This window comes from Actinosynnema sp. CA-299493 (assembly GCF_050946825.1).
Lineage (GTDB): Bacteria > Actinomycetota > Actinomycetes > Mycobacteriales > Pseudonocardiaceae > Actinosynnema.
Genome location: NZ_CP191993.1, coordinates 1,291,004 through 1,307,190, shown reverse-complemented (window position 1 = coordinate 1,307,190; position 16,187 = coordinate 1,291,004). Strand labels below are relative to the sequence as shown.

The window sequence follows — 16,187 nt, the reverse complement described above, 5'->3', positions numbered from 1 at the left end:
GAAGTAAGTTACCTCCGGTAGTCTCGACTTCGTGACCACCACCGAGCCACGCCGCCGGCGGATGCCCAAGGCCGAGCGCAAGGCGCAGATGCTCGAGATCGCCGAGGGCGTCTTCGCCGAGCGCGGGTACCTGGCGGCGTCGATGGACGAGATCGCCGAACGGGTCGGGGTGTCCAAGCCGATGCTCTACGAGTACTTCGGCTCCAAGGAGGGCCTGCTCATCGGCTGCGTCCACCGGGCGCGCACGGAGCTGCTCGACCGCACGCAGCGGGCGATCGCCGGCGCGGACGGGCCCGAGGAGGTCCTGCGGCGCGGCTTGATGGCGTTCTTCGAGTTCATCGCCGAGCACAAGCAGTCGTGGGCGCTGCTGCGGCAGGAGGCGGCGATCACCGTGCCGTCGGCCGTCGAGGAGGTCGAGGGCATCCGCCGCCAGCAGACCGACCTGATCGCGGCCGTGATCGGCAGCTTCGACTCCGACGTGGACGCGGTGGAGGCCGAGGCGTTCGCCGAGATCGTGGTCGGCTCGACCGAACGGCTCGCGCTGTGGTGCGAGCGCAGGCCCGAGGTGGGACCCGCGCTCGCGACGGCCTACGTCATGGACGTCGTGTGGCGGGGCGTGGCGAGCCGGCTCACGACGTGACCGGCACGGTCAGGCGCGCCGACGGCGGCTGAACAGCAGCAGCACCGCGCCCCCGAGCAGCGCGGCCAGGCCGCCGACAGCCGTCCACAGCGGCGTGGCGCCGGTGTGCGCCAACTCGTGGTCGGCGACCGCGCGTGGCGGAGGCGGTGCGGCGGCGTGCCCGGCGGCGACCGCACCGGTCGTGGTCACCGCGCCGGTGGTGGTCCGCGCGTCCGACGTCGAGGTGGTCGACGCGGTCGTGGTCCCGGCGACACCCGTGGTGGTGACGGAGGTCGCGGACGTGCCGGACACGTCGGTCGTCGTGGTGGTCGCCCCGGTCGACGTCCCGGTGGTCGTCCCGCCGGTCGACGGCACCGTGGTCGACGGCGCCGTGGTCGTCGTGCACGTGGTCGTGGTGGTGGGCGTGGTCGGCGTGTGGCACGGCGGGTCGCCCCGGTGCCGGCAGACGTCACCCCGGACCTGGTCGCCCCACCCGTCCGGCACCTGCCACGGCGGACCGGCCGACGCCACGCCAGGCGCGACCGCCAGCCCCAACGCCACGCACACCACAACGACCACTCGACGGCTCATCAGGACCTCTCCAACGTTGGACATTGCTCCAAATGGCCTATCGGTGGCCGGTGGCCGTGCGTTACCGCTCATGCACGGTGTGTGCACCGTATTCGAATACACGAACGGGTGACGACACAGGGGCTCCGGTGCTTTTCGCGGGTGCCACACGATCGAAGGAATGACTCCGCGCCGACGCCCGAACGCCGGTCAGATATGCGCAACGACCACGGAAGGCAAGGCATGACCACACTCCCCATCACCGCGAACTACCGACGCGACGGCGACGACTGGGCCGTCACCGTGCGCGCCGCCGGCAAGGAGCTCGACGCCACCGCACCAGGCCTTATCGCGGCCAGGCTCGCCGCCGACCAGTTGGTGGAGGAGATCGCGACCGGCCGCTCCGCCCGGGCCGTGGTGCACTTGCTGGAAGGCGACGCGCTCGCGTTCTCGGTGGCCTACCTGCACACCCGAGCGGGTCTCGTGCCACCACCGACGGGGTGAACCCGAAGCGGCGCGCCGGCCGACGAGATGGCCTGGGCCTGGTTCCGGGCGCACCCGGCCTAGGATGTCCGGCCAAAGGCGACAGGAGCGCGAAATGGCCACACCGGTGTACAGCGGGGCTACCCGGACCCCGCAGCGAGGCAGACCGAGAGACGCCAGCCGGGACGACGCGTTGCGGCAGGCCGCGCTGGAGGTGATGGCCGAAGTCGGGTACCGCGCGCTGACGATGGACGCCGTCGCGGCGCGCGCCCGTGCGGGCAAGGCGACCATCTACCGGCGGTGGGAGTCCAAGCTCGACCTGGTGATCGACACGTGCACGCAGTTGGCGCAGCGCAACCTGGCCGAGCCGGACACCGGCTCGCTCGGCGGCGACCTGCGGGAGTTCCTGAGCGCGTTCGCCGCGTTCCTGTCCGGCCCGATCGGCAAGGCGGCGCAGGCCCTCGTGGGCGAGCTGCCGCACGAGCCCGAGCTCGCCTCGGCGTTCCGCGAGACGTTCCTGACCGCGCAGCGGGACGTGCTGCGGCGCATCCTGGACCGCGCCGAGGAGCGCGGTGAACTCCGCCAGGACGCGCCGCGCGGCATGGCGGTCGAGATCGCGGGCGCGGCCCTGATCTACCGGTTGATGCTCACCGGAGACCCGCTGGACCTGCCCTTCGTCGACCGCGTGGTGGAACAGGTGCTGGTGCCCCTCGTCGCCAAGGGGCAGTAGCGCACCTTCAGCGGAACAGCTTGCGCAGCAAGGCGAACCCGACGAGCACGGCCACCGCGATCAGCGAGTACCGGATCTTGGGTTCGTCGAGCTTCGCGCGCACGCTCTCCTTGCCGGACTCGACGAAGCGCTGGGGATTCGCCCTCGTCCCCAGCTCGTCGAGGGTCACGGCCAGCGCGTCACGAGCCTGCTCGATCTCGCGCTGGATGGTGTCGGGATCGCGGGCCACATCTCCTCCTACCTGCTCCTTGGTCACAACCGTAGTTGAGACGGGCCGACCACGTTGACCTGGCCGTCCGACGAGAGCTTTTATAACACTGTTTTCACTCAAGTGCGCGGGTGGCGGCGGCCGTGGCGTCCCTCCGGGTCGGGTGACCGGGGCCTGCCGATAAGCTTGCGACGACGGGCTCGTAGCCCAATTGGCAGAGGCACACGGTTTAGGTCCGTGCCAGTGAGAGTTCGAGTCTCTCCGAGCCCACTCACCCGTCCCCGTTCCGGGTCACACCGCGTAGCGCAGGACCTCCAGCATCGACTGCGGGTCCACGGCGGTCGGGTCCGCCTCCCCGCAAGCGGCCAGGTCGGCGCGGACCGCGGCGACGTCCAGGTCCGTGCCGATCAGCACGAGCTCGGTGCGCCGCGGTCCCGGCCACGCCGAGCGCTCGAACCGCAGGAACGCGCCGACGGTGTGCAGGCCGAACCGCTGCCGGTGGCCGGGCACGTCGAACCGCACGAAGCCCTTGATCCGGTACAGGCCCTTGGGGCGCGCGTCGAGGAAGGCCATGAGCCGCAACGGGTTCATCGCGCCGCCGGTGAACTCCACGCTGTCGTAGCGCACGTGGTCGTGCTCTTCGTCGAGCAGGTCTTCGAACGACAGCTGGCCGAACCGCTCCCGCGGACGTGGGTCGAACAGCAGGGCCGGGTCGACGCGGCCGAACGACGACCGGACCACGGGCACGCCGGGCTTGAGCCGGTCGATCTCGGCCGCGAGCGCCGAGGGGTCCGTGACGCGGTCGACCTTGTTCAGCACCACGAGGTCCGCCACGCGCACGTGCCGTGCCAGGTCGTCGGGGAACTCCGCCGCGTCGACCAGCAGCACCAGGCCGCCGTAGGCCAGGCGCGGGTTCTCGCTCGCGAGCACCATCCGTGCCATCGCCTGCGGTTCAGCCAGGCCGCTCGCCTCGATGACGATGACGTCGACCAGCGAGTCGAGCTTGGCGAGCATCCCGTCGAGCTCGCTGACGTCCACCGCGCAGCACAGGCACCCGTTGCTGAGCGAGACGGTGGAGTCGACCTGACCGGCCACGCTCATCGCGTCGATGCCGATGGCGCCGAAGTCGTTGACCACCACCCCGACCCGCGTGCCGCGACTGCCGCCGAGCAGGTGGTTGAGCAACGTCGTCTTGCCGGAGCCGAGGAACCCCGCCACCACGACCACCGGGATCCGCTTCACGCCGACCGATCCTACGTCCCCCGCGCGAGTCGTACCTCCACGCCTCGCGAGTCCTACGTTCGCGTCACCCGTGTCCTACGTTCAGGACACCCGAGTTGAACGCTCAGAACGAGATCGACCGTCCTGAGCGTTCAACTCGGGGTACGCGAACGTAGGACACGGTCGTTCTGAACGTAGGACTCTCGCGTTCTGAACGTAGGACTCGCGCGGGGGTCAGGTGGTGGTCAGGGTGATGAAGTGGTCCATGGCGGCGTTGACGGCGGGCAGGTCGTCGGTGGCGATCAGGTCCAGGAGGAGGCCCCGGGCGACGGCCAGGCCCAGGCGGGCGCGGGCGGTGGCGACGGCCGGCGGGTGGCCGAGCGAGCGCTGGACGGCGGCCACCGGTTCCAGCCAGTCGGTGACGATGCCGTCCAGCAGCGGGGTGGTGCCGGGACGGCCCTGGGCGGCTTGGGCGTAGAGCTCGAAGAACAGGCGTTCGTGGGCGCGCAGGGCGGGGTCGGTGAGCGTGCGCCAGAACGCGCGGGCGGCCTCGGCCGGGTCGTCGGTCGGCAGGGAGGCCAGGACGGCGCGCTGACGGGCCTCGACCAGCCGCACGACCTCGACCAGCAGGCCCTCCATCGAGCCGAAGTGGTAGATGAGCATCCGGTGGCTCGTGCCCACCGCCTCGGCCAGCCGACGCAGGCTCAGGTCGCCCAGGCCCCGCTCGGCCAGGTGGTCGACGACGGCGGTGAGCAGGCGTTCGCGGGCGGCCCCTTGTTCCGGCATGTACCAAATGGTACATGTACCGCATGGTACAAAGAGTGGACGTCCGGGTGCGCAGCGAAGCTCCGCCGGAACGGGTCTACCGACTGGCCGCGGACAGCTCGACGTGGCCCGAGTGGTCGCCCGTGGTGCGGTACGAACGGGAACGCGCCGGCGACGCGAGTGGCGTCGGCGAAATCCGGGTATTCGAGAACAAAGGCCGCAAGGCGCTCACGAGGGAGGAGGTCGTCGAACTGACGCCGAACCGGCGGGTGGGCTACGTCCTGTTGTCCGGTCTCTCCCTTCGCGACTACCAGGCGTTCATCGACCTCGTGCCGGACGGCGACGGGACGGCGATCCGCTGGCACTCGTCGTTCGAACCGGAGAAGCGCGGGACGGGGTGGCTCTACCGCTTGGTGCTCCGAGCCGTGATCTCGCGGTACGCCAGAGGGCTTGCCGCGCACGCCGCCACCGGGAACTGAGGTTTTCCACACCCCGGTGTGCGGTCGGCACCATGGCGACGGCCGCGGCGCGTTCGTAACTTGGGATCATGGATGTCGTCTCGTGGGTCACCGACCTGATGGAAACGCTCGGCGCGCCCGGCGCCGGGATCGCGATCGCGCTGGAGAACCTCTTCCCACCCCTGCCGAGCGAGCTGTTCCTGCCGTTGGCGGGCTTCACCGCGAGCCAGGGCAGGATGAGCCTGGTCGCCGCGATCCTGTGGACCACCGCCGGGTCGGTCGTCGGCGCGCTCGCGCTGTACTACCTCGGCGCGCTGCTGGGCCGTGACCGGATCAGGGCCATCGCGCGCCGGCTGCCGCTGGTCGACGTGTCCGATGTGGACCGGACCGAGGAGTGGTTCGCCCGGCACGGCAAGGCGACGGTGTTCTTCGGCCGGATGGTCCCGATCTTCCGCAGCCTCATCTCCATCCCGGCGGGCGTGGAGCGGATGCCGCTGCCCGGTTTCCTGCTGCTGACCGCGGCCGGCAGCCTGATCTGGAACTCCGCGCTCATCCTCGCCGGGTACGCGCTGGGCGCGAACTACCACCTCGTCGACCAGTACACGGGCGTCGTGTCGAAGGTGGTGATCGGCTTGGTGGTGGTCGCCGTGGGCTGGTTCGTGGTGTCGCGCGTGAGCAGGAACAAGAAGAAGGCTCAGACCCGCAAGTAGCGCAGGATCGCCAGCACCCGCCTGCTGTAGCCGTCCACGTCGGACAGGCCGAGCTTGTCGAAGATCGAGTTGATGTGCTTCTCCACCGCGCTGCGCGACACGTGCAGCCGGGCCGCGATGGCGTTGTTCGTGTGCCCCTCGGCCATGTGCGCCAGCACCTGGCGCTCCCGCTCGGTCAGCACGCCCAGCGGGTGGGTCGTGCGGGCCAGCAGCCGCCGCACCACCTCCGGGTCGAACGCCACGTCGCCCGCGCCGACCCGGCGCAGCGCGTCCAGGAACTCCTCCACCTGGACCACCCGGTCCTTGAGCAGGTAGCCCACGCCGTCGGCGTGCTCGGTGAGCAGGTCGACGGCGTAGCGCTGCTCGACGTACTGCGACAGCACCAGCACGCCGACGCCGGGGAACCGCCTGCGGATCTCCAACGCGGCCTTCAGTCCCTCGTCGGAGTTCGTCGGCGGCATCCGCACGTCGGTCACCACGACGTCCGGCAGGTGCGCCGCCACCGCGCTGATCAGCGCTTCCGCGTCGCCGACGGCGGCGAGCACGTCGTGCCCCTCCTCGACCAGCAGCCGCACCAGGCCCTCGCGCAGCAACGTCGAGTCCTCGGCCAGGATCACCCGCACGGCACGTCCGCGGTGATCACCGTGGGACCGCCGGCCGGGCTGGTCACGTCGAACGCGCCGTCCAGCGCGAGCACCCGCCGGGACAGGCCGGCCAGCCCGCCGCCGGCCGGGTCCGCTCCCCCGACGCCGTCGTCCGCGACCCGCACGCGCACCGTGCCCGCCTCCTCGGTGATGTCCACGCCGATCATGGTCGCACCCGAGTGCTTGGCCGCGTTCGTCACCGCCTCGCAGACCACGAAGTAGACCGCGGTCTCCACCCGCGGCGCCGCGACCAGGGGCGCGCACCGGATCCGCACCGGGATCGCGGACCGGTCCGCCACCGCCTCCAGCGCGTCGACCAGGCCCAACGAGTCCAGCGCCGCCGGGTAGACCCGCCAGGCCACCTCCCGCAGGTCCTCCAGGACGTGCCGGGACTCCTCGTGCGCCTGCGCCAGCAGCTCGTCGGTGCGCTCGGGGTTGCGGCGGGCGCGGCCGAGCAGCATGCCCAGCGCGACCAGCCGCTGCTGCACGCCGTCGTGCAGGTCGCGCTCGATGCGCCTGCGCTCGGCGTCGACGGCCGCCACGATGCCCGCCCGGCTCTCGGCCAGCTCGTCGATGCGCAGGCGCAGCAGCTCGGCCTCGCTCGGGCCGAGCCAGCGGCGGGCGACCTTCCCCTCCAGCGCGACCACGCCGATGATGCCCTGCACCTCGATGTAGAGCAGGACCACGCCGATCAGTCCCGTCCACAGGAACGCCGTCCAGTCGTCGGAGCGGTCCAAGCCGCTCTCCGGACCGCCCGCGACCAGCCGGTACAGCACGATCACGCCCATCGCCAAGCCGTAGAACAGCCAGGCCAGCACGAACCCGCCGAACAGGCCGACCGGCGCGCGCACGGCCAGGTAGCGCACCGCCTGCTCCCGCGTCGGCTCGGCGCTGTCGATCCCGAGGAAGGACCGCAGCCGCCGCCGCTCCAGCCCGGCGACCGCGACGGCCCCCTTCCGGACGAACGCCACGACGAGCAGATCCACCAGCGCCGATCCGAAGCCGAGCAACAGTCCGGCAACAGCGCGCAACCCCCTGTGCACCTGATCGAGGCTAGTCGACCCGAATGTGCTATTGGTGATCGCACATCCCCTGCCGAGGATCTGTAGCGTGCGCACAATCGCGGTCATCGGTGCAGGTCAAGCGGGTTTGGTGTTGTCTGCGGCGCTCTTGCGCGCCGGTTGGCGGGTCGCGCTCTACTCCGATCGGACGGTGGAGGACCACCTCTGCGACCGCGGCCGGCCGACCGCCTGCCTGTTCGGCGACCAGGTCGAGTACGAGGCCGAGCTGGGCCTGGACTTCTGGCCCGAGGCGTCCCGGATGCGCCGCATCCACCTGGACCTGTTCACGGAGGACCGCTCGCTCGCGTTCTCGGTCGACGCGCCGTTGCGCAAGCCCGCGCTGGCCGTCGACCAGCGGTTGAAGTTCTCCACCGGCCTCAAGGAGCTGGAGTCGCGCGGTGCGACGGTGGTGATCGGCACGGTCGACGTCGGGGACCTGGACCGGCTGGCCGCGGCGCACGACCTGGTGGTCGTCACGGCCGGGCACAAGTCGCTGACCGGCCTGTTCGAGCGCGACCCGGCCCGGTCGGTGCACTCGGAGGCGCAGCGCAGCCTGTTCATGGTCAACATCCACGGCTACGACCTGGCGGCCCGGCCCGAGCACCGGGAAGGCGTGTTCTCGTTCCTGCCGGGCACGCTGGAGGTCTTCTGGATCCCGTTCTACGACAAGGACGTCGGCGAGTCGCGCAGCGTCGTGGTCGAGGCGGCTCCGGGTGGCCGCGCGGACCTGTTCGGCGACGTGACCTCGGCCGACGAGGGCCTGGCCGTGCTCAAGACCGTGGTGGACGACCTGTTCCCGCACGAGTCGGCGTTCCTGCGGCCCGCGCGCGCGACCAGCCCGGTGACCTGGATCAAGGGCCGGGTCGTGCCGGTGGTGCGCGAGCCGGTGGCCGTGCTGCCGTCCGGGCGGCACGTGCTCGGCCTCGGCGACGCCGTCGTGCTCAACGACCCGCTGGCCGGCCAGGGCGCGAACAACGCCACCCGGATGGCCCGGTTCTTCGCCGAGGAGCTGACCGCGCACGACGGCCCGTTCACCGCGTCGTGGCTGACCGACAGGTTCGACGAGTGGTGGGAGCGGGGCCGCTACACCAGCGACTTCTCCAACGGGCTGCTCGCGCCGCTCAACGACGAGCAGAAGACCGTGATGCTCGCCGCGTCACGCCGGGAGGACATCGGCGAGCAGCTGTGGGAGGGGTTCAACGACCCGGCGTCGCTGTTCCCCTGGTTCTTCGACGCGGCGGCCACCCGGGAGTTCCTGGCGCGGCGCGACGTGGGCCGGTTGGACGTGCTGCGGTACAAGCTGGGCGTCGGGGCCAACGTGCTGGGCCAGAAGGTGTCGAGGCTGTTCAGGCGACCTGTCGGCGGGACAGCGACGCCTTGACCTCCCGCGCCGCCGCGCGCCCCGCCCGGGTCGCGCCGACCGTGCTGGCCGACGGGCCGTAGCCGACGAGGTGCACGCGCGGGTCCGCGACGACCCTCGTGCCGTCGAGCCGGATGCCGCCGCCGGGTCCGCGCAGGCGCAGCGGGGCGAGGTGGTCGAGGGCGGCGCGGAAACCGGTCGCCCACAGGATCGCGTCGACCCGCTCGTGCGCGCCGTCCGGCCAGACCACGCCGTCCTCGGTGATCCGGTCGAACACGGGTCGCCGGGCCAGCACGCCGGTGTCGAGGGCTTCGCGGACGGCGGGGGTGAGGTTCAGGCCGGTCACGCTGACCACGCTGCGGGGCGGCAGGCCCCGGCGGACGCGGTCCTCCACCTCGGCGACCACGCTCCGGCCGAGCTCCGGCGTGAACGGCTCGTCGAAGAACTCCGGCTCACGCCGCGTCGCCCAGGTGGTGCGGGCGGCGTGCCGGTCGATCTCCAGCAGCTGCTGCACGGCGGACGTGCCGCCGCCGACCACGACCACGTGCTGCCCGGCGAACTCCGCCGGCCCCCGGTACTGCGAGGAGTGCAGCTGACGGCCCCCGAACAGCTCCTGGCCGGGGTAGCGGGGCCAGAACGGGCGGCTCCACGTGCCGGTGGCGTTGACCAGCGCCTCGGCCTCCCAGACGCCGCGGTCGGTCTCGACGCGCAGCAGGCCGTCGTGGTCGCGGACGGCGTGCACGCGCACCGGCCGCCGCACCTCGATGCCGTTGCGGCGTTCGAAGTCGGCGAAGTAGGCGGGCAGCACCTCGTTGGCGGGCGCGGTCGGGTCCGGCTCGGCGAACGGCATGCCCGGCAGGTCGTGGATGCCGTGCACGGTCGCCATCCGCAGGGTCGGCCAGCGGTGCCGCCACGCGCCGCCCGGACCGGCGTCCGCGTCCAGCACGACGTGGTCGAGGTTCGCGCGCTTGAGGAAGTAGGCCGCGGACAACCCCGCCTGACCTGCACCGATGACCACGACGTCCATGTCGTGGTCAACGCCGGCGGCGGGCCGGTCACTTCCCGGTGTCGTTACCGTCACACCAGGAAGGCATTCGAGGCCGCCGGCGTTGGTCGATGTCATGAGCCGACTTCGTGACGTGCCCCTGTCCGCGCTCGACCTCGCCACGGTGACGACGGCGACGGACGCGCGCACGGCGCTCAAGCACACGCGGGAGCTCGCCCAGCACGTCGAGCGGTTCGGCTTCACCCGGTTCTGGCTGGCCGAGCACCACAACATGCCCGGCATCGCCAGCTCCTCCCCCGCGATCCTCATCGGCCACGTCGCCGACGCCACCACCACGCTGCGGGTCGGCTCCGGCGGCGTGATGCTGCCCAACCACCCGCCGCTGGTCGTGGCCGAGCAGTTCGGCACGCTGTCCGCCCTGCACCCCGGCCGCATCGACCTCGGCATCGGCCGCGCGCCCGGCACCGACCAGCGCACCGCGCAGGCGTTGCGCCGCACCACCGGCCCGCTGTCGGTGGACGACTTCCCGCAGCAGCTCAGCGAGCTGACCGGCTACTTCGACGGCACCGAGGAGCTCAACGCGATGCCCGCCGAGGGCAACAAGCCGGACGTGTTCCTGCTCGGGTCGAGCGGGTACAGCGCGCAGGTCGCGGGCTTGCTCGGGCTGCCGTTCGCGTTCGCGCACCACTTCAGCGCGGAGAACACGCTGCCCGCGCTGGCCCTCTACCGCGAGCGGTTCCGGCCCTCCGAGCGGCTGGCGAAGCCGTACGCGCTGGTCTGCGCCTCGGTGGTGCTGGCCGACACCGACGAGCAGGCCCGCCGGCTCGCCGGTCCCGGCGCGCTCGCGTGGGTCAAGCTGCGCAGCGGGCGGCCCGGTCCGCTGGCCACCGACCAGGAGGCCGCCGACTACCCGTACACCGACGTGGAGCGGCTGATCTACGAGGACCGGATCGCGTCCCAGATCATCGGCTCGCCGAAGACGGTCGAGGCGGAACTCGAACGGCTGCTGGAGGACACCCGGGCGGATGAGCTGATGGTGACGACGATGGTCGCCGAGCAGTCGTCCAGGCTGAGGTCTTACGAACTACTGGCGGAACTGGCGGGACGTTCGACCGTTCAGGGTTCGTCCGAACGGGTGAAGACCGAAGTAGAGGTGTAGCGGTTCGGCCACCGCGCGCGATGATCGTAGTGGAGCGCGCACGCCCCCCGACGCGCTCCCCAACTTCCGGGCCACGGGCCCGATCGCCCGGCCGCCGCCGACCCGCGTGGTCGCCGCCAGGTGTGGCGCCGCCCACGCGGGCAGCCGTGCGTCATCACGGCTTGGCCACAGGCATGCACCAGGTGCGAATCAAGGCCCCTGTTCGGTCACCGAGCACCCCCCGACACCGTCATGGTGGTGGCAGTCGCAGTCCAGCCCACCGCCGGGGCGGGAAGGGGAGGTTCGTGAAGTTCGCCAAACTGGCCGTGGGCGTCTGCCTGGGCCTGGGCCTGGCGGGATGTGCGGACCCCTCCGACATTTCCGCGCCCCCCGGTCCGTCCGCGGTGGCCGAGCAACGCGGCGAAGAGCCGTCGTCCGCCTCGTCCACGGCGTTCGGCACGCAGCGCGTGTGGACCAACGGCATGGCGGTCACCGTGTCCGCGCCCACGTCCCTCAGACCGAGCGACACGTCGTTCCCGCAGTCGCCGCGCACCGCCGTGTTCACGATGACCGTGGTCAACGGCACCAAGACCGCCTACCGCACCAGCCAGCTGTCCGTGCGCGCGTCGGTCGACGGGCAGCCGGTGGCCGAGGTGCGCGACTCCGTGCAGGGGCTCAACGGCGTCGGCGCCGCGGTCAGCGAGGTGGCGCCCGGCGCGGAGACCGTGCTGACGATGGCGTTCGCCGTGCCCGCCGACCCGGTGCGGTTGCGGCTCGTGGTCGAGCCGAACGGCGTCAACCAGGACCCGAGCGCGACGTTCGAGGGTGTCGCCTGACCTTGTAGCGTCTGGGGCCATGACCGAGCAGAAGCGCCTGGCACCGGGCGACCAGGCCCCGGCGTTCACGCTGCCCGACAGCGAGGGCAAGCCCGTCTCGCTTTCCGACTACGCCGGCCGCTCCGTGGTCGTCTACTTCTACCCGGCCGCGGGCACGCCCGGGTGCACGAAGCAGGCGTGCGACTTCCGCGACAGCATCGGCGACCTCGCGTCGTCCGGCTACGAGGTCGTGGGCATCTCGCCGGACAAGCCGGAGAAGCTGGCCAAGTTCGTCGCCGAGGAGGGCCTGAACTTCCCGCTGCTGTCCGACGTGGACCGCAAGGTGCTGACCGAGTGGGCCGCGTTCGGGGAGAAGCAGAACTACGGCAGGACCGTCATGGGCGTGATCCGCTCGACGTTCCTGGTCGGCCCCGAGGGCAAGGTCGAGAAGGCCATGTACAACGTCCGCGCGACCGGCCACGTGGCCAAGCTGCTGCGCGAACTGCCCGCCTGATCACCCGTCGACCGGACGCCGGGCCGCCACCCGTTCGAGGTAGCGGCCCGGCGTGACGATCAGCTACTGCTGAGCCGGCCCGCGCAGGTGGGGCAGGAGCAGGCGCAGGGCGCGGCCCCGGTGGGAGATCTCGTCCTTTTGGGCCGGGGTCAGTTCGGCGGAGGTGAGGTCGTGGCCTTCCGGGCGGAAGATCGGGTCGTAGCCGAAGCCGTTCTCGCCGGCCGGCTCGCGGGTGATGGTGCCGCGCCACTCGCCGCGCACGACGGTCTCCGAGTCAGGGCCGGCGACGAAGGCGGCCGTGCAGACGAAGGCGGCACCGCGCCGGTCGTCCGGGACGTCGCGGAGTTGGCCGAGGACCAGGTCCAGGTTGGCCTGGTCGTCGCCGTGCCGGCCGGACCAGCGTGCCGACAGGACGCCCGGCATGCCGTTGAGCGCGTCGATGGCGATGCCGGAGTCGTCGGCGACGGACGGCAGGCCGGTGGCGTTGAACGCGTCACGGGCCTTGGCCAGGGCGTTGCCCTCGAAGGTCGGGTCGGTCTCCGGGGCCTCCGGGAACTCCGGCACGTCGTCCAGCCCGACGACCTCGATCCCCGCCAGCCCCTCGGCCAGCAGGATCCGGCGCAGCTCGCCGAGCTTCTTCTTGTTCCGCGAGGCCAGGAGCAGCTTCACTTCTTCTTCGCCTTCGGCTCGGGCAGGACGCCGGGGTAGGGCAGGGCCAGCGCCTCGGCCTGGACGCGGTTGAGCTCGGCGCAGCCGGCCAGGGCCAGGTCGAGCATCTTGTCCAACGTCGACCGGGCGAACGTCGCGCCCTCGCCGGTGCCCTGCACCTCGATCAACGTGCCGGCGTCCGTGGCGACGACGTTCATGTCGACCTCGGCGCGCGAGTCCTCCTCGTACGGCAGGTCGAGGCGCACGCGGCCGTCCACGACACCGACCGACACCGCCGACACGGCGCACGACAGCGGCTGGGGGTCGGCCAGGCGGCCGGCGGCGCCCAGGTAGGTGACGGCGTCGGCCAGGGCCACGTACGCGCCGGTGATGGCGGCGGTCCGGGTGCCGCCGTCGGCCTGGATCACGTCGCAGTCGATCACGATCGTGTTCTCGCCGAGCGCGGCCAGGTCGATGCACGCCCGCAAAGATCGCCCGATCAGGCGGCTGATCTCGTGGGTGCGTCCCCCGATCCGGCCCTTCACCGACTCGCGGTCGCTGCGGGTGTGCGTGGCGGAGGGCAGCATCGCGTACTCGGCGGTCACCCAGCCGAGACCCGAGCCGGACCGCCACCGCGGCACGCCCTCGGTCACGCTGGCCGCGCACAACACCCGCGTGTTGCCGAACTCGATCAGCACCGACCCGGCGGGCCACTGCTGGAAGCCGCGGGTGATCCGGATGTCGCGCAGTACGTCGTCGTTCCTGCCATCGGTCCTCAGCACGGCACTACCCTATGTCGCTGAACCCGGGGGCGACCCACCGGCGTAGGGAGACACATGGCACGCGCAGACGACTTGGTGACGATCTTCGATCTCCCCGCGCACCCGCTGCTGGTCCACGCGGTGGTGGTGCTGCTCCCGCTGGCCGCAGTGGGCGCCGCCGCGCTGGCCGTCGTGCCCCGGTGGCGGCAGCGGTACGCGTGGCCCCTGCTGGGCGTGACGCTGCTGGCCGTCGGCTCGGTGCCGTTGGCGCAGTGGGCGGGCGAGCAGCTGCACGCGAAGATGGCCGCGCTGGGCAACCCGCTGATCCAGCGGCACGCCGACCTGGGCAACGACCTGCTGCCGTTCGCGCTGGGCTTCGGGGTGGTGGTCGTGGCCCTGCTCGTCTCGGGCCGGCTGGCCGACCGCGAGCGCGCCGCCGCCGTCGAGGACTCGGCCGTGCCGAGGACGTGGCGCCGGATCGCCGTGGTGGTCGCCGTCCTGGTCGTCGCCGCCGGCGCCGCCGCCACCGTCCAGACCGTCCGCATCGGCCACAGCGGCTCGACCGCCGTCTACGACTTCGTCCAAACCCTCTGACCCCGCGAGAGTCCTACGCCCACAGCTCGAGAGTCCTACGTTCACGCACCCCGAGTTCAACGCTCGAACCGACCGCCCGGTCTGCCGAACGGCGAATTCAGGTGCCTTGGACGTAGGACTCTCGCGGTGTGGACGTAGGACTCTCGCGGGTCAGGTGGGGAGGGTGAGAGGGGTCGACGGGGTGGACTTCAGGGTGCGGGTGACGGTGCACAGCTGGTCGATCGCGCGGAGGACGGCGGTCTCCAGGGCGGCGCGCTGGGCGGCGTCCAGGTGGGAGACGTCGTAGTCCAGGGCGACCGGGACGCTGGTCAGCGAGTGGCCGTCCGGCGAACGCACGTCGTCCGCACGGGCCACGAAGTCGCCGTCCACGCGGCGGGTGACCAGCGTCTCCGCGGTCACCGCCGCACAGCCCGCCGCCGCCGCGAGCAGCAGCTCCACCGGCGTGAACGCGCCCTCGGCCCCCTTGCGACCGACGCGCACGGACGCGCCCCGGTCGTTGGTGGCCACGAAGTCGTGCTGACCGACCCGACGCACCTCGACGTTCGACACGCCACCGACGTTAGTCGATCCGGTCCTCCGTGGCTGCCGCGATCTTGCGCACGTAGTCGATGTCACCGCAGTCGTCGTCCAACCGGCTCTTCCGGATCTCCGTGAACAGCAGGCCCAGCTGGTCGCGCCGCTCGTCGGACACCTCCTGCCGCGCGTCGTTGAGGATCGTCCGCTCCTCCTCGTCCACGTGGTGGTTGAGCGCCTGGACCAGCTCCTCCAGCTTGCTCTCCCACTCGTCGGAGCTCGTGTCCTCGACCTCCATCAACGCCAACAACGCCTGATGCCCTTCGGCATGCTCCTCCGCGCCGTGGTCGACCTCGTCGTTGTCGACCTCCTTGTACCGCTTCAGCGCCGGGTACACCTCGGACTCCTCGGCCTCGGCGTGCGCCACGAGCAGCGCCGCCAACTCGCTCAGAACCGTCGAACGGTCGGTGTTCCGGTCGCGCAGCGCGCGGAACAGCTCCTCGAACTTGCGGTGGTCGGCCAGGATCAGCTCGACGACATCAGTAGCCATGGCCGCCGATTACCCGCGCCTCCGACCGGTCAACCACGTAGGTGTCGCCCTGGTTGACCACGTCGACCTGCCCGGTGAAGCGGCTGCGCGCCTCGGCCAGCACGGCGTCCCGATCGGTCCACGGCGCGATGTGCGTGAGCAGCAGCCGCCCGGCGCCGGCCCGCGCCGCCACCTCCCCGGCCTGCACGCCCGACAGGTGCGTGCCGGGCGGCCGGTCGTCGGAGTGCGTCCACGTCGCCTCGGACAGCAGCACGTCCACGTCGCGCGCCAAGCCGCCCAACGCCTCGCACGGCCCGGTGTCGCCGGTGTAGGCCAACGTCGCCGTCTTGGTGGCGATGCGGAACCCGTACGTCTCGGTCGGGTGGTCCACCCGGAAGGCGGTGATCTCGAACGGCCCGACGCGGGTCACCGCGCCGTCGGTGAACGCGCGGAACTCGAACACGTCGCCCAGGTCGGTGGTGAGCAGTTCGTCGGCCGTCTCCGCGTACGCGCGGGCGAACCGGTCGGCGGTCTCGGCCGGACCGTGCACGGGCAGCCGGTGCTCGCGCGTGTCGTGCGGCGGGTGGGTGTGGTACCTGCGGATGACCGCGAGGGTGGTGAAGTCGGCGCAGTGGTCCGGGTGCAGGTGGGAGAACAGCAGGGCGTCCAGCGAGAACACGTCGTGACGCGCCTGCAGCGACGCCAGGACACCGCTGCCCAGTTCGATCGCGAGTCGGCAGCCATCCGCCTCGACGAGGTAGCCGGATGCGGGCCCGTGCGGGCCCGGCAGGCTGCCCGAGCAGCCGAGGATGGTCAACAGCACCCGTGGAGCGTGCCAGG

At 71.7% G+C, this 16,187-nt stretch carries 22 protein-coding genes and 1 tRNA gene; 11 read left to right on the top strand and 12 right to left on the bottom strand.

Features of this window, described 5'->3' with window-relative positions:
* Positions 1–31 precede the first annotated feature (31 nt).
* A complete protein-coding gene (locus ACQPYE_RS06280) occupies positions 32–640 on the top strand; it encodes a TetR/AcrR family transcriptional regulator (RefSeq protein WP_498719884.1) in 609 nt (202 codons plus the stop codon).
* A 9-nt stretch (positions 641–649) separates the two neighbouring features.
* Here ACQPYE_RS06280 and ACQPYE_RS06275 read toward each other — a convergent pair whose 3' ends face one another.
* Positions 650–1,210: an LAVTG motif-containing sortase-dependent surface protein gene (locus tag ACQPYE_RS06275; RefSeq protein WP_498719883.1), complete on the bottom strand. Its 561-nt coding sequence runs from the start codon at positions 1,208–1,210 to the stop codon at positions 650–652.
* Positions 1,211–1,432: 222 nt separating this feature from the next.
* Between ACQPYE_RS06275 and ACQPYE_RS06270 the strand changes: the two genes are divergently transcribed.
* Together ACQPYE_RS06270 and ACQPYE_RS06265 are read left to right on the top strand one after the other, a co-directional pair.
* On the top strand, positions 1,433–1,693 hold the full coding sequence (locus ACQPYE_RS06270) for a hypothetical protein (protein ID WP_498719882.1): 261 nt from the start codon (positions 1,433–1,435) through the stop codon (positions 1,691–1,693).
* Positions 1,694–1,787: 94 nt separating this feature from the next.
* Positions 1,788–2,402 carry a TetR/AcrR family transcriptional regulator gene (locus ACQPYE_RS06265; RefSeq protein WP_498719881.1) on the top strand — a complete coding sequence of 205 codons (615 nt, stop codon included), beginning with the start codon at positions 1,788–1,790 and terminating at the stop codon, positions 2,400–2,402.
* A gap of 7 nt (positions 2,403–2,409) precedes the next feature.
* Here ACQPYE_RS06265 and ACQPYE_RS06260 read toward each other — a convergent pair whose 3' ends face one another.
* Positions 2,410–2,631 (bottom strand): DUF3618 domain-containing protein, encoded by a 222-nt coding sequence (locus tag ACQPYE_RS06260; protein WP_033438423.1) that lies wholly within the window; start codon positions 2,629–2,631, stop codon positions 2,410–2,412.
* A gap of 175 nt (positions 2,632–2,806) precedes the next feature.
* On the opposite strand from ACQPYE_RS06260, the gene ACQPYE_RS06255 reads away from it, so the two are divergent.
* A tRNA-Leu gene (locus tag ACQPYE_RS06255) sits at positions 2,807–2,880 on the top strand.
* 21 nt (positions 2,881–2,901) lie between these two features.
* Here ACQPYE_RS06255 and ACQPYE_RS06250 read toward each other — a convergent pair.
* Both ACQPYE_RS06250 and ACQPYE_RS06245 read right to left on the bottom strand, forming a co-directional pair.
* Positions 2,902–3,852 carry a CobW family GTP-binding protein gene (locus ACQPYE_RS06250; RefSeq protein ID WP_498719880.1) on the bottom strand — a complete coding sequence of 317 codons (951 nt, stop codon included), beginning with the start codon at positions 3,850–3,852 and terminating at the stop codon, positions 2,902–2,904.
* A gap of 213 nt (positions 3,853–4,065) precedes the next feature.
* Positions 4,066–4,617 (bottom strand): TetR/AcrR family transcriptional regulator, encoded by a 552-nt coding sequence (locus tag ACQPYE_RS06245; protein WP_498719878.1) that lies wholly within the window; start codon positions 4,615–4,617, stop codon positions 4,066–4,068.
* A 47-nt stretch (positions 4,618–4,664) separates the two neighbouring features.
* Here ACQPYE_RS06245 and ACQPYE_RS06240 point away from each other — a divergent pair, with 47 nt between their 5' ends.
* A complete protein-coding gene (locus ACQPYE_RS06240) occupies positions 4,665–5,075 on the top strand; it encodes an SRPBCC family protein (protein ID WP_498719877.1) in 411 nt (136 codons plus the stop codon).
* Positions 5,076–5,143: 68 nt separating this feature from the next.
* On the top strand, positions 5,144–5,764 hold the full coding sequence (locus ACQPYE_RS06235) for a DedA family protein (protein WP_498719875.1): 621 nt from the start codon (positions 5,144–5,146) through the stop codon (positions 5,762–5,764).
* On the opposite strand, the gene ACQPYE_RS06230 is transcribed toward ACQPYE_RS06235, so the two are convergent.
* Positions 5,749–6,387: a response regulator transcription factor gene (locus ACQPYE_RS06230; RefSeq protein WP_498719873.1), complete on the bottom strand. Its 639-nt coding sequence runs from the start codon at positions 6,385–6,387 to the stop codon at positions 5,749–5,751. The genes ACQPYE_RS06235 and ACQPYE_RS06230 overlap by 16 nt on opposite strands.
* A complete protein-coding gene (locus ACQPYE_RS06225) occupies positions 6,378–7,394 on the bottom strand; it encodes a sensor histidine kinase (RefSeq protein ID WP_498719872.1) in 1,017 nt (338 codons plus the stop codon). Before ACQPYE_RS06225 ends, ACQPYE_RS06230 begins: the two co-directional genes overlap by 10 nt.
* 169 nt (positions 7,395–7,563) lie before the next feature.
* On the opposite strand from ACQPYE_RS06225, the gene ACQPYE_RS06220 reads away from it, so the two are divergent.
* Positions 7,564–8,850: a styrene monooxygenase/indole monooxygenase family protein gene (locus ACQPYE_RS06220; protein WP_498719871.1), complete on the top strand. Its 1,287-nt coding sequence runs from the start codon at positions 7,564–7,566 to the stop codon at positions 8,848–8,850.
* Here the strand turns inward: ACQPYE_RS06220 and ACQPYE_RS06215 are convergent.
* On the bottom strand, positions 8,816–9,856 hold the full coding sequence (locus tag ACQPYE_RS06215) for an FAD-dependent oxidoreductase (RefSeq protein ID WP_498719869.1): 1,041 nt from the start codon (positions 9,854–9,856) through the stop codon (positions 8,816–8,818). The two genes, ACQPYE_RS06220 and ACQPYE_RS06215, sit on opposite strands and share 35 nt — an antisense overlap.
* A gap of 94 nt (positions 9,857–9,950) precedes the next feature.
* On the opposite strand from ACQPYE_RS06215, the gene ACQPYE_RS06210 reads away from it, so the two are divergent.
* The 3 genes from ACQPYE_RS06210 to bcp all read left to right on the top strand — a co-directional run bounded on the left by ACQPYE_RS06210 (position 9,951) and on the right by bcp (position 12,302).
* The gene (locus tag ACQPYE_RS06210) at positions 9,951–10,994 is read left to right on the top strand and encodes an LLM class flavin-dependent oxidoreductase (RefSeq protein WP_498719868.1); all 1,044 of its coding nucleotides are present in this window, start codon (positions 9,951–9,953) and stop codon (positions 10,992–10,994) included.
* Positions 10,995–11,278: 284 nt separating this feature from the next.
* Positions 11,279–11,809, top strand: coding sequence for a hypothetical protein (locus ACQPYE_RS06205; RefSeq protein WP_498719867.1), 531 nt, complete (start codon positions 11,279–11,281; stop codon positions 11,807–11,809).
* Between the two features lie 19 nt (positions 11,810–11,828).
* Positions 11,829–12,302, top strand: a complete 474-nt coding sequence (gene bcp, locus ACQPYE_RS06200; RefSeq protein ID WP_498719865.1) for a thioredoxin-dependent thiol peroxidase — start codon at positions 11,829–11,831, stop codon at positions 12,300–12,302.
* A 63-nt stretch (positions 12,303–12,365) separates the two neighbouring features.
* On the opposite strand, the gene rdgB is transcribed toward bcp, so the two are convergent.
* Positions 12,366–12,971: an RdgB/HAM1 family non-canonical purine NTP pyrophosphatase gene (rdgB, locus tag ACQPYE_RS06195; RefSeq protein WP_498719864.1), complete on the bottom strand. Its 606-nt coding sequence runs from the start codon at positions 12,969–12,971 to the stop codon at positions 12,366–12,368.
* Positions 12,968–13,732: a ribonuclease PH gene (rph, locus tag ACQPYE_RS06190; RefSeq protein ID WP_498719862.1), complete on the bottom strand. Its 765-nt coding sequence runs from the start codon at positions 13,730–13,732 to the stop codon at positions 12,968–12,970. Before rph ends, rdgB begins: the two co-directional genes overlap by 4 nt.
* Before the next feature lie 54 nt (positions 13,733–13,786).
* On the opposite strand from rph, the gene ACQPYE_RS06185 reads away from it, so the two are divergent.
* Entirely contained in the window at positions 13,787–14,305 is a 519-nt protein-coding gene (locus ACQPYE_RS06185; protein WP_498719861.1) for a DUF2231 domain-containing protein, read from the top strand.
* Positions 14,306–14,455: 150 nt separating this feature from the next.
* Here the strand turns inward: ACQPYE_RS06185 and ACQPYE_RS06180 are convergent, their stop codons facing one another.
* The 3 genes from ACQPYE_RS06180 to ACQPYE_RS06170 are packed head-to-tail and all read right to left on the bottom strand — an operon-like array spanning position 14,456 to position 16,170.
* Positions 14,456–14,854, bottom strand: coding sequence for an OsmC family protein (locus ACQPYE_RS06180; protein ID WP_498719860.1), 399 nt, complete (start codon positions 14,852–14,854; stop codon positions 14,456–14,458).
* Between the two features lie 10 nt (positions 14,855–14,864).
* Positions 14,865–15,368, bottom strand: a complete 504-nt coding sequence (locus ACQPYE_RS06175) for a hemerythrin domain-containing protein (RefSeq protein ID WP_498719859.1) — start codon at positions 15,366–15,368, stop codon at positions 14,865–14,867.
* Positions 15,358–16,170: an MBL fold metallo-hydrolase gene (locus ACQPYE_RS06170; protein ID WP_498719858.1), complete on the bottom strand. Its 813-nt coding sequence runs from the start codon at positions 16,168–16,170 to the stop codon at positions 15,358–15,360. Before ACQPYE_RS06170 ends, ACQPYE_RS06175 begins: the two co-directional genes overlap by 11 nt.
* Positions 16,171–16,187: the final 17 nt, after the last annotated feature.

Bases quoted from the DNA above. Each gene is read 5' to 3' on its own strand.
- ACQPYE_RS06185 (WP_498719861.1), top strand. From the start codon at position 13,787: ATGGCACGCGCAGACGACTTGGTGACGATCTTCGATCTCCCCGCGCAC.
- bcp (WP_498719865.1), top strand. From the start codon at position 11,829: ATGACCGAGCAGAAGCGCCTGGCACCGGGCGACCAGGCCCCGGCGTTC.
- ACQPYE_RS06235 (WP_498719875.1), top strand. From the start codon at position 5,144: ATGGATGTCGTCTCGTGGGTCACCGACCTGATGGAAACGCTCGGCGCG.
- ACQPYE_RS06265 (WP_498719881.1), top strand. From the start codon at position 1,788: ATGGCCACACCGGTGTACAGCGGGGCTACCCGGACCCCGCAGCGAGGC.
- ACQPYE_RS06175 (WP_498719859.1), bottom strand. From the start codon at position 15,368: ATGGCTACTGATGTCGTCGAGCTGATCCTGGCCGACCACCGCAAGTTC.
- ACQPYE_RS06275 (WP_498719883.1), bottom strand. From the start codon at position 1,210: ATGAGCCGTCGAGTGGTCGTTGTGGTGTGCGTGGCGTTGGGGCTGGCG.
- ACQPYE_RS06210 (WP_498719868.1), top strand. From the start codon at position 9,951: ATGAGCCGACTTCGTGACGTGCCCCTGTCCGCGCTCGACCTCGCCACG.
- ACQPYE_RS06245 (WP_498719878.1), bottom strand. From the start codon at position 4,617: ATGCCGGAACAAGGGGCCGCCCGCGAACGCCTGCTCACCGCCGTCGTC.
- ACQPYE_RS06215 (WP_498719869.1), bottom strand. From the start codon at position 9,856: ATGGACGTCGTGGTCATCGGTGCAGGTCAGGCGGGGTTGTCCGCGGCC.
- ACQPYE_RS06270 (WP_498719882.1), top strand. From the start codon at position 1,433: ATGACCACACTCCCCATCACCGCGAACTACCGACGCGACGGCGACGAC.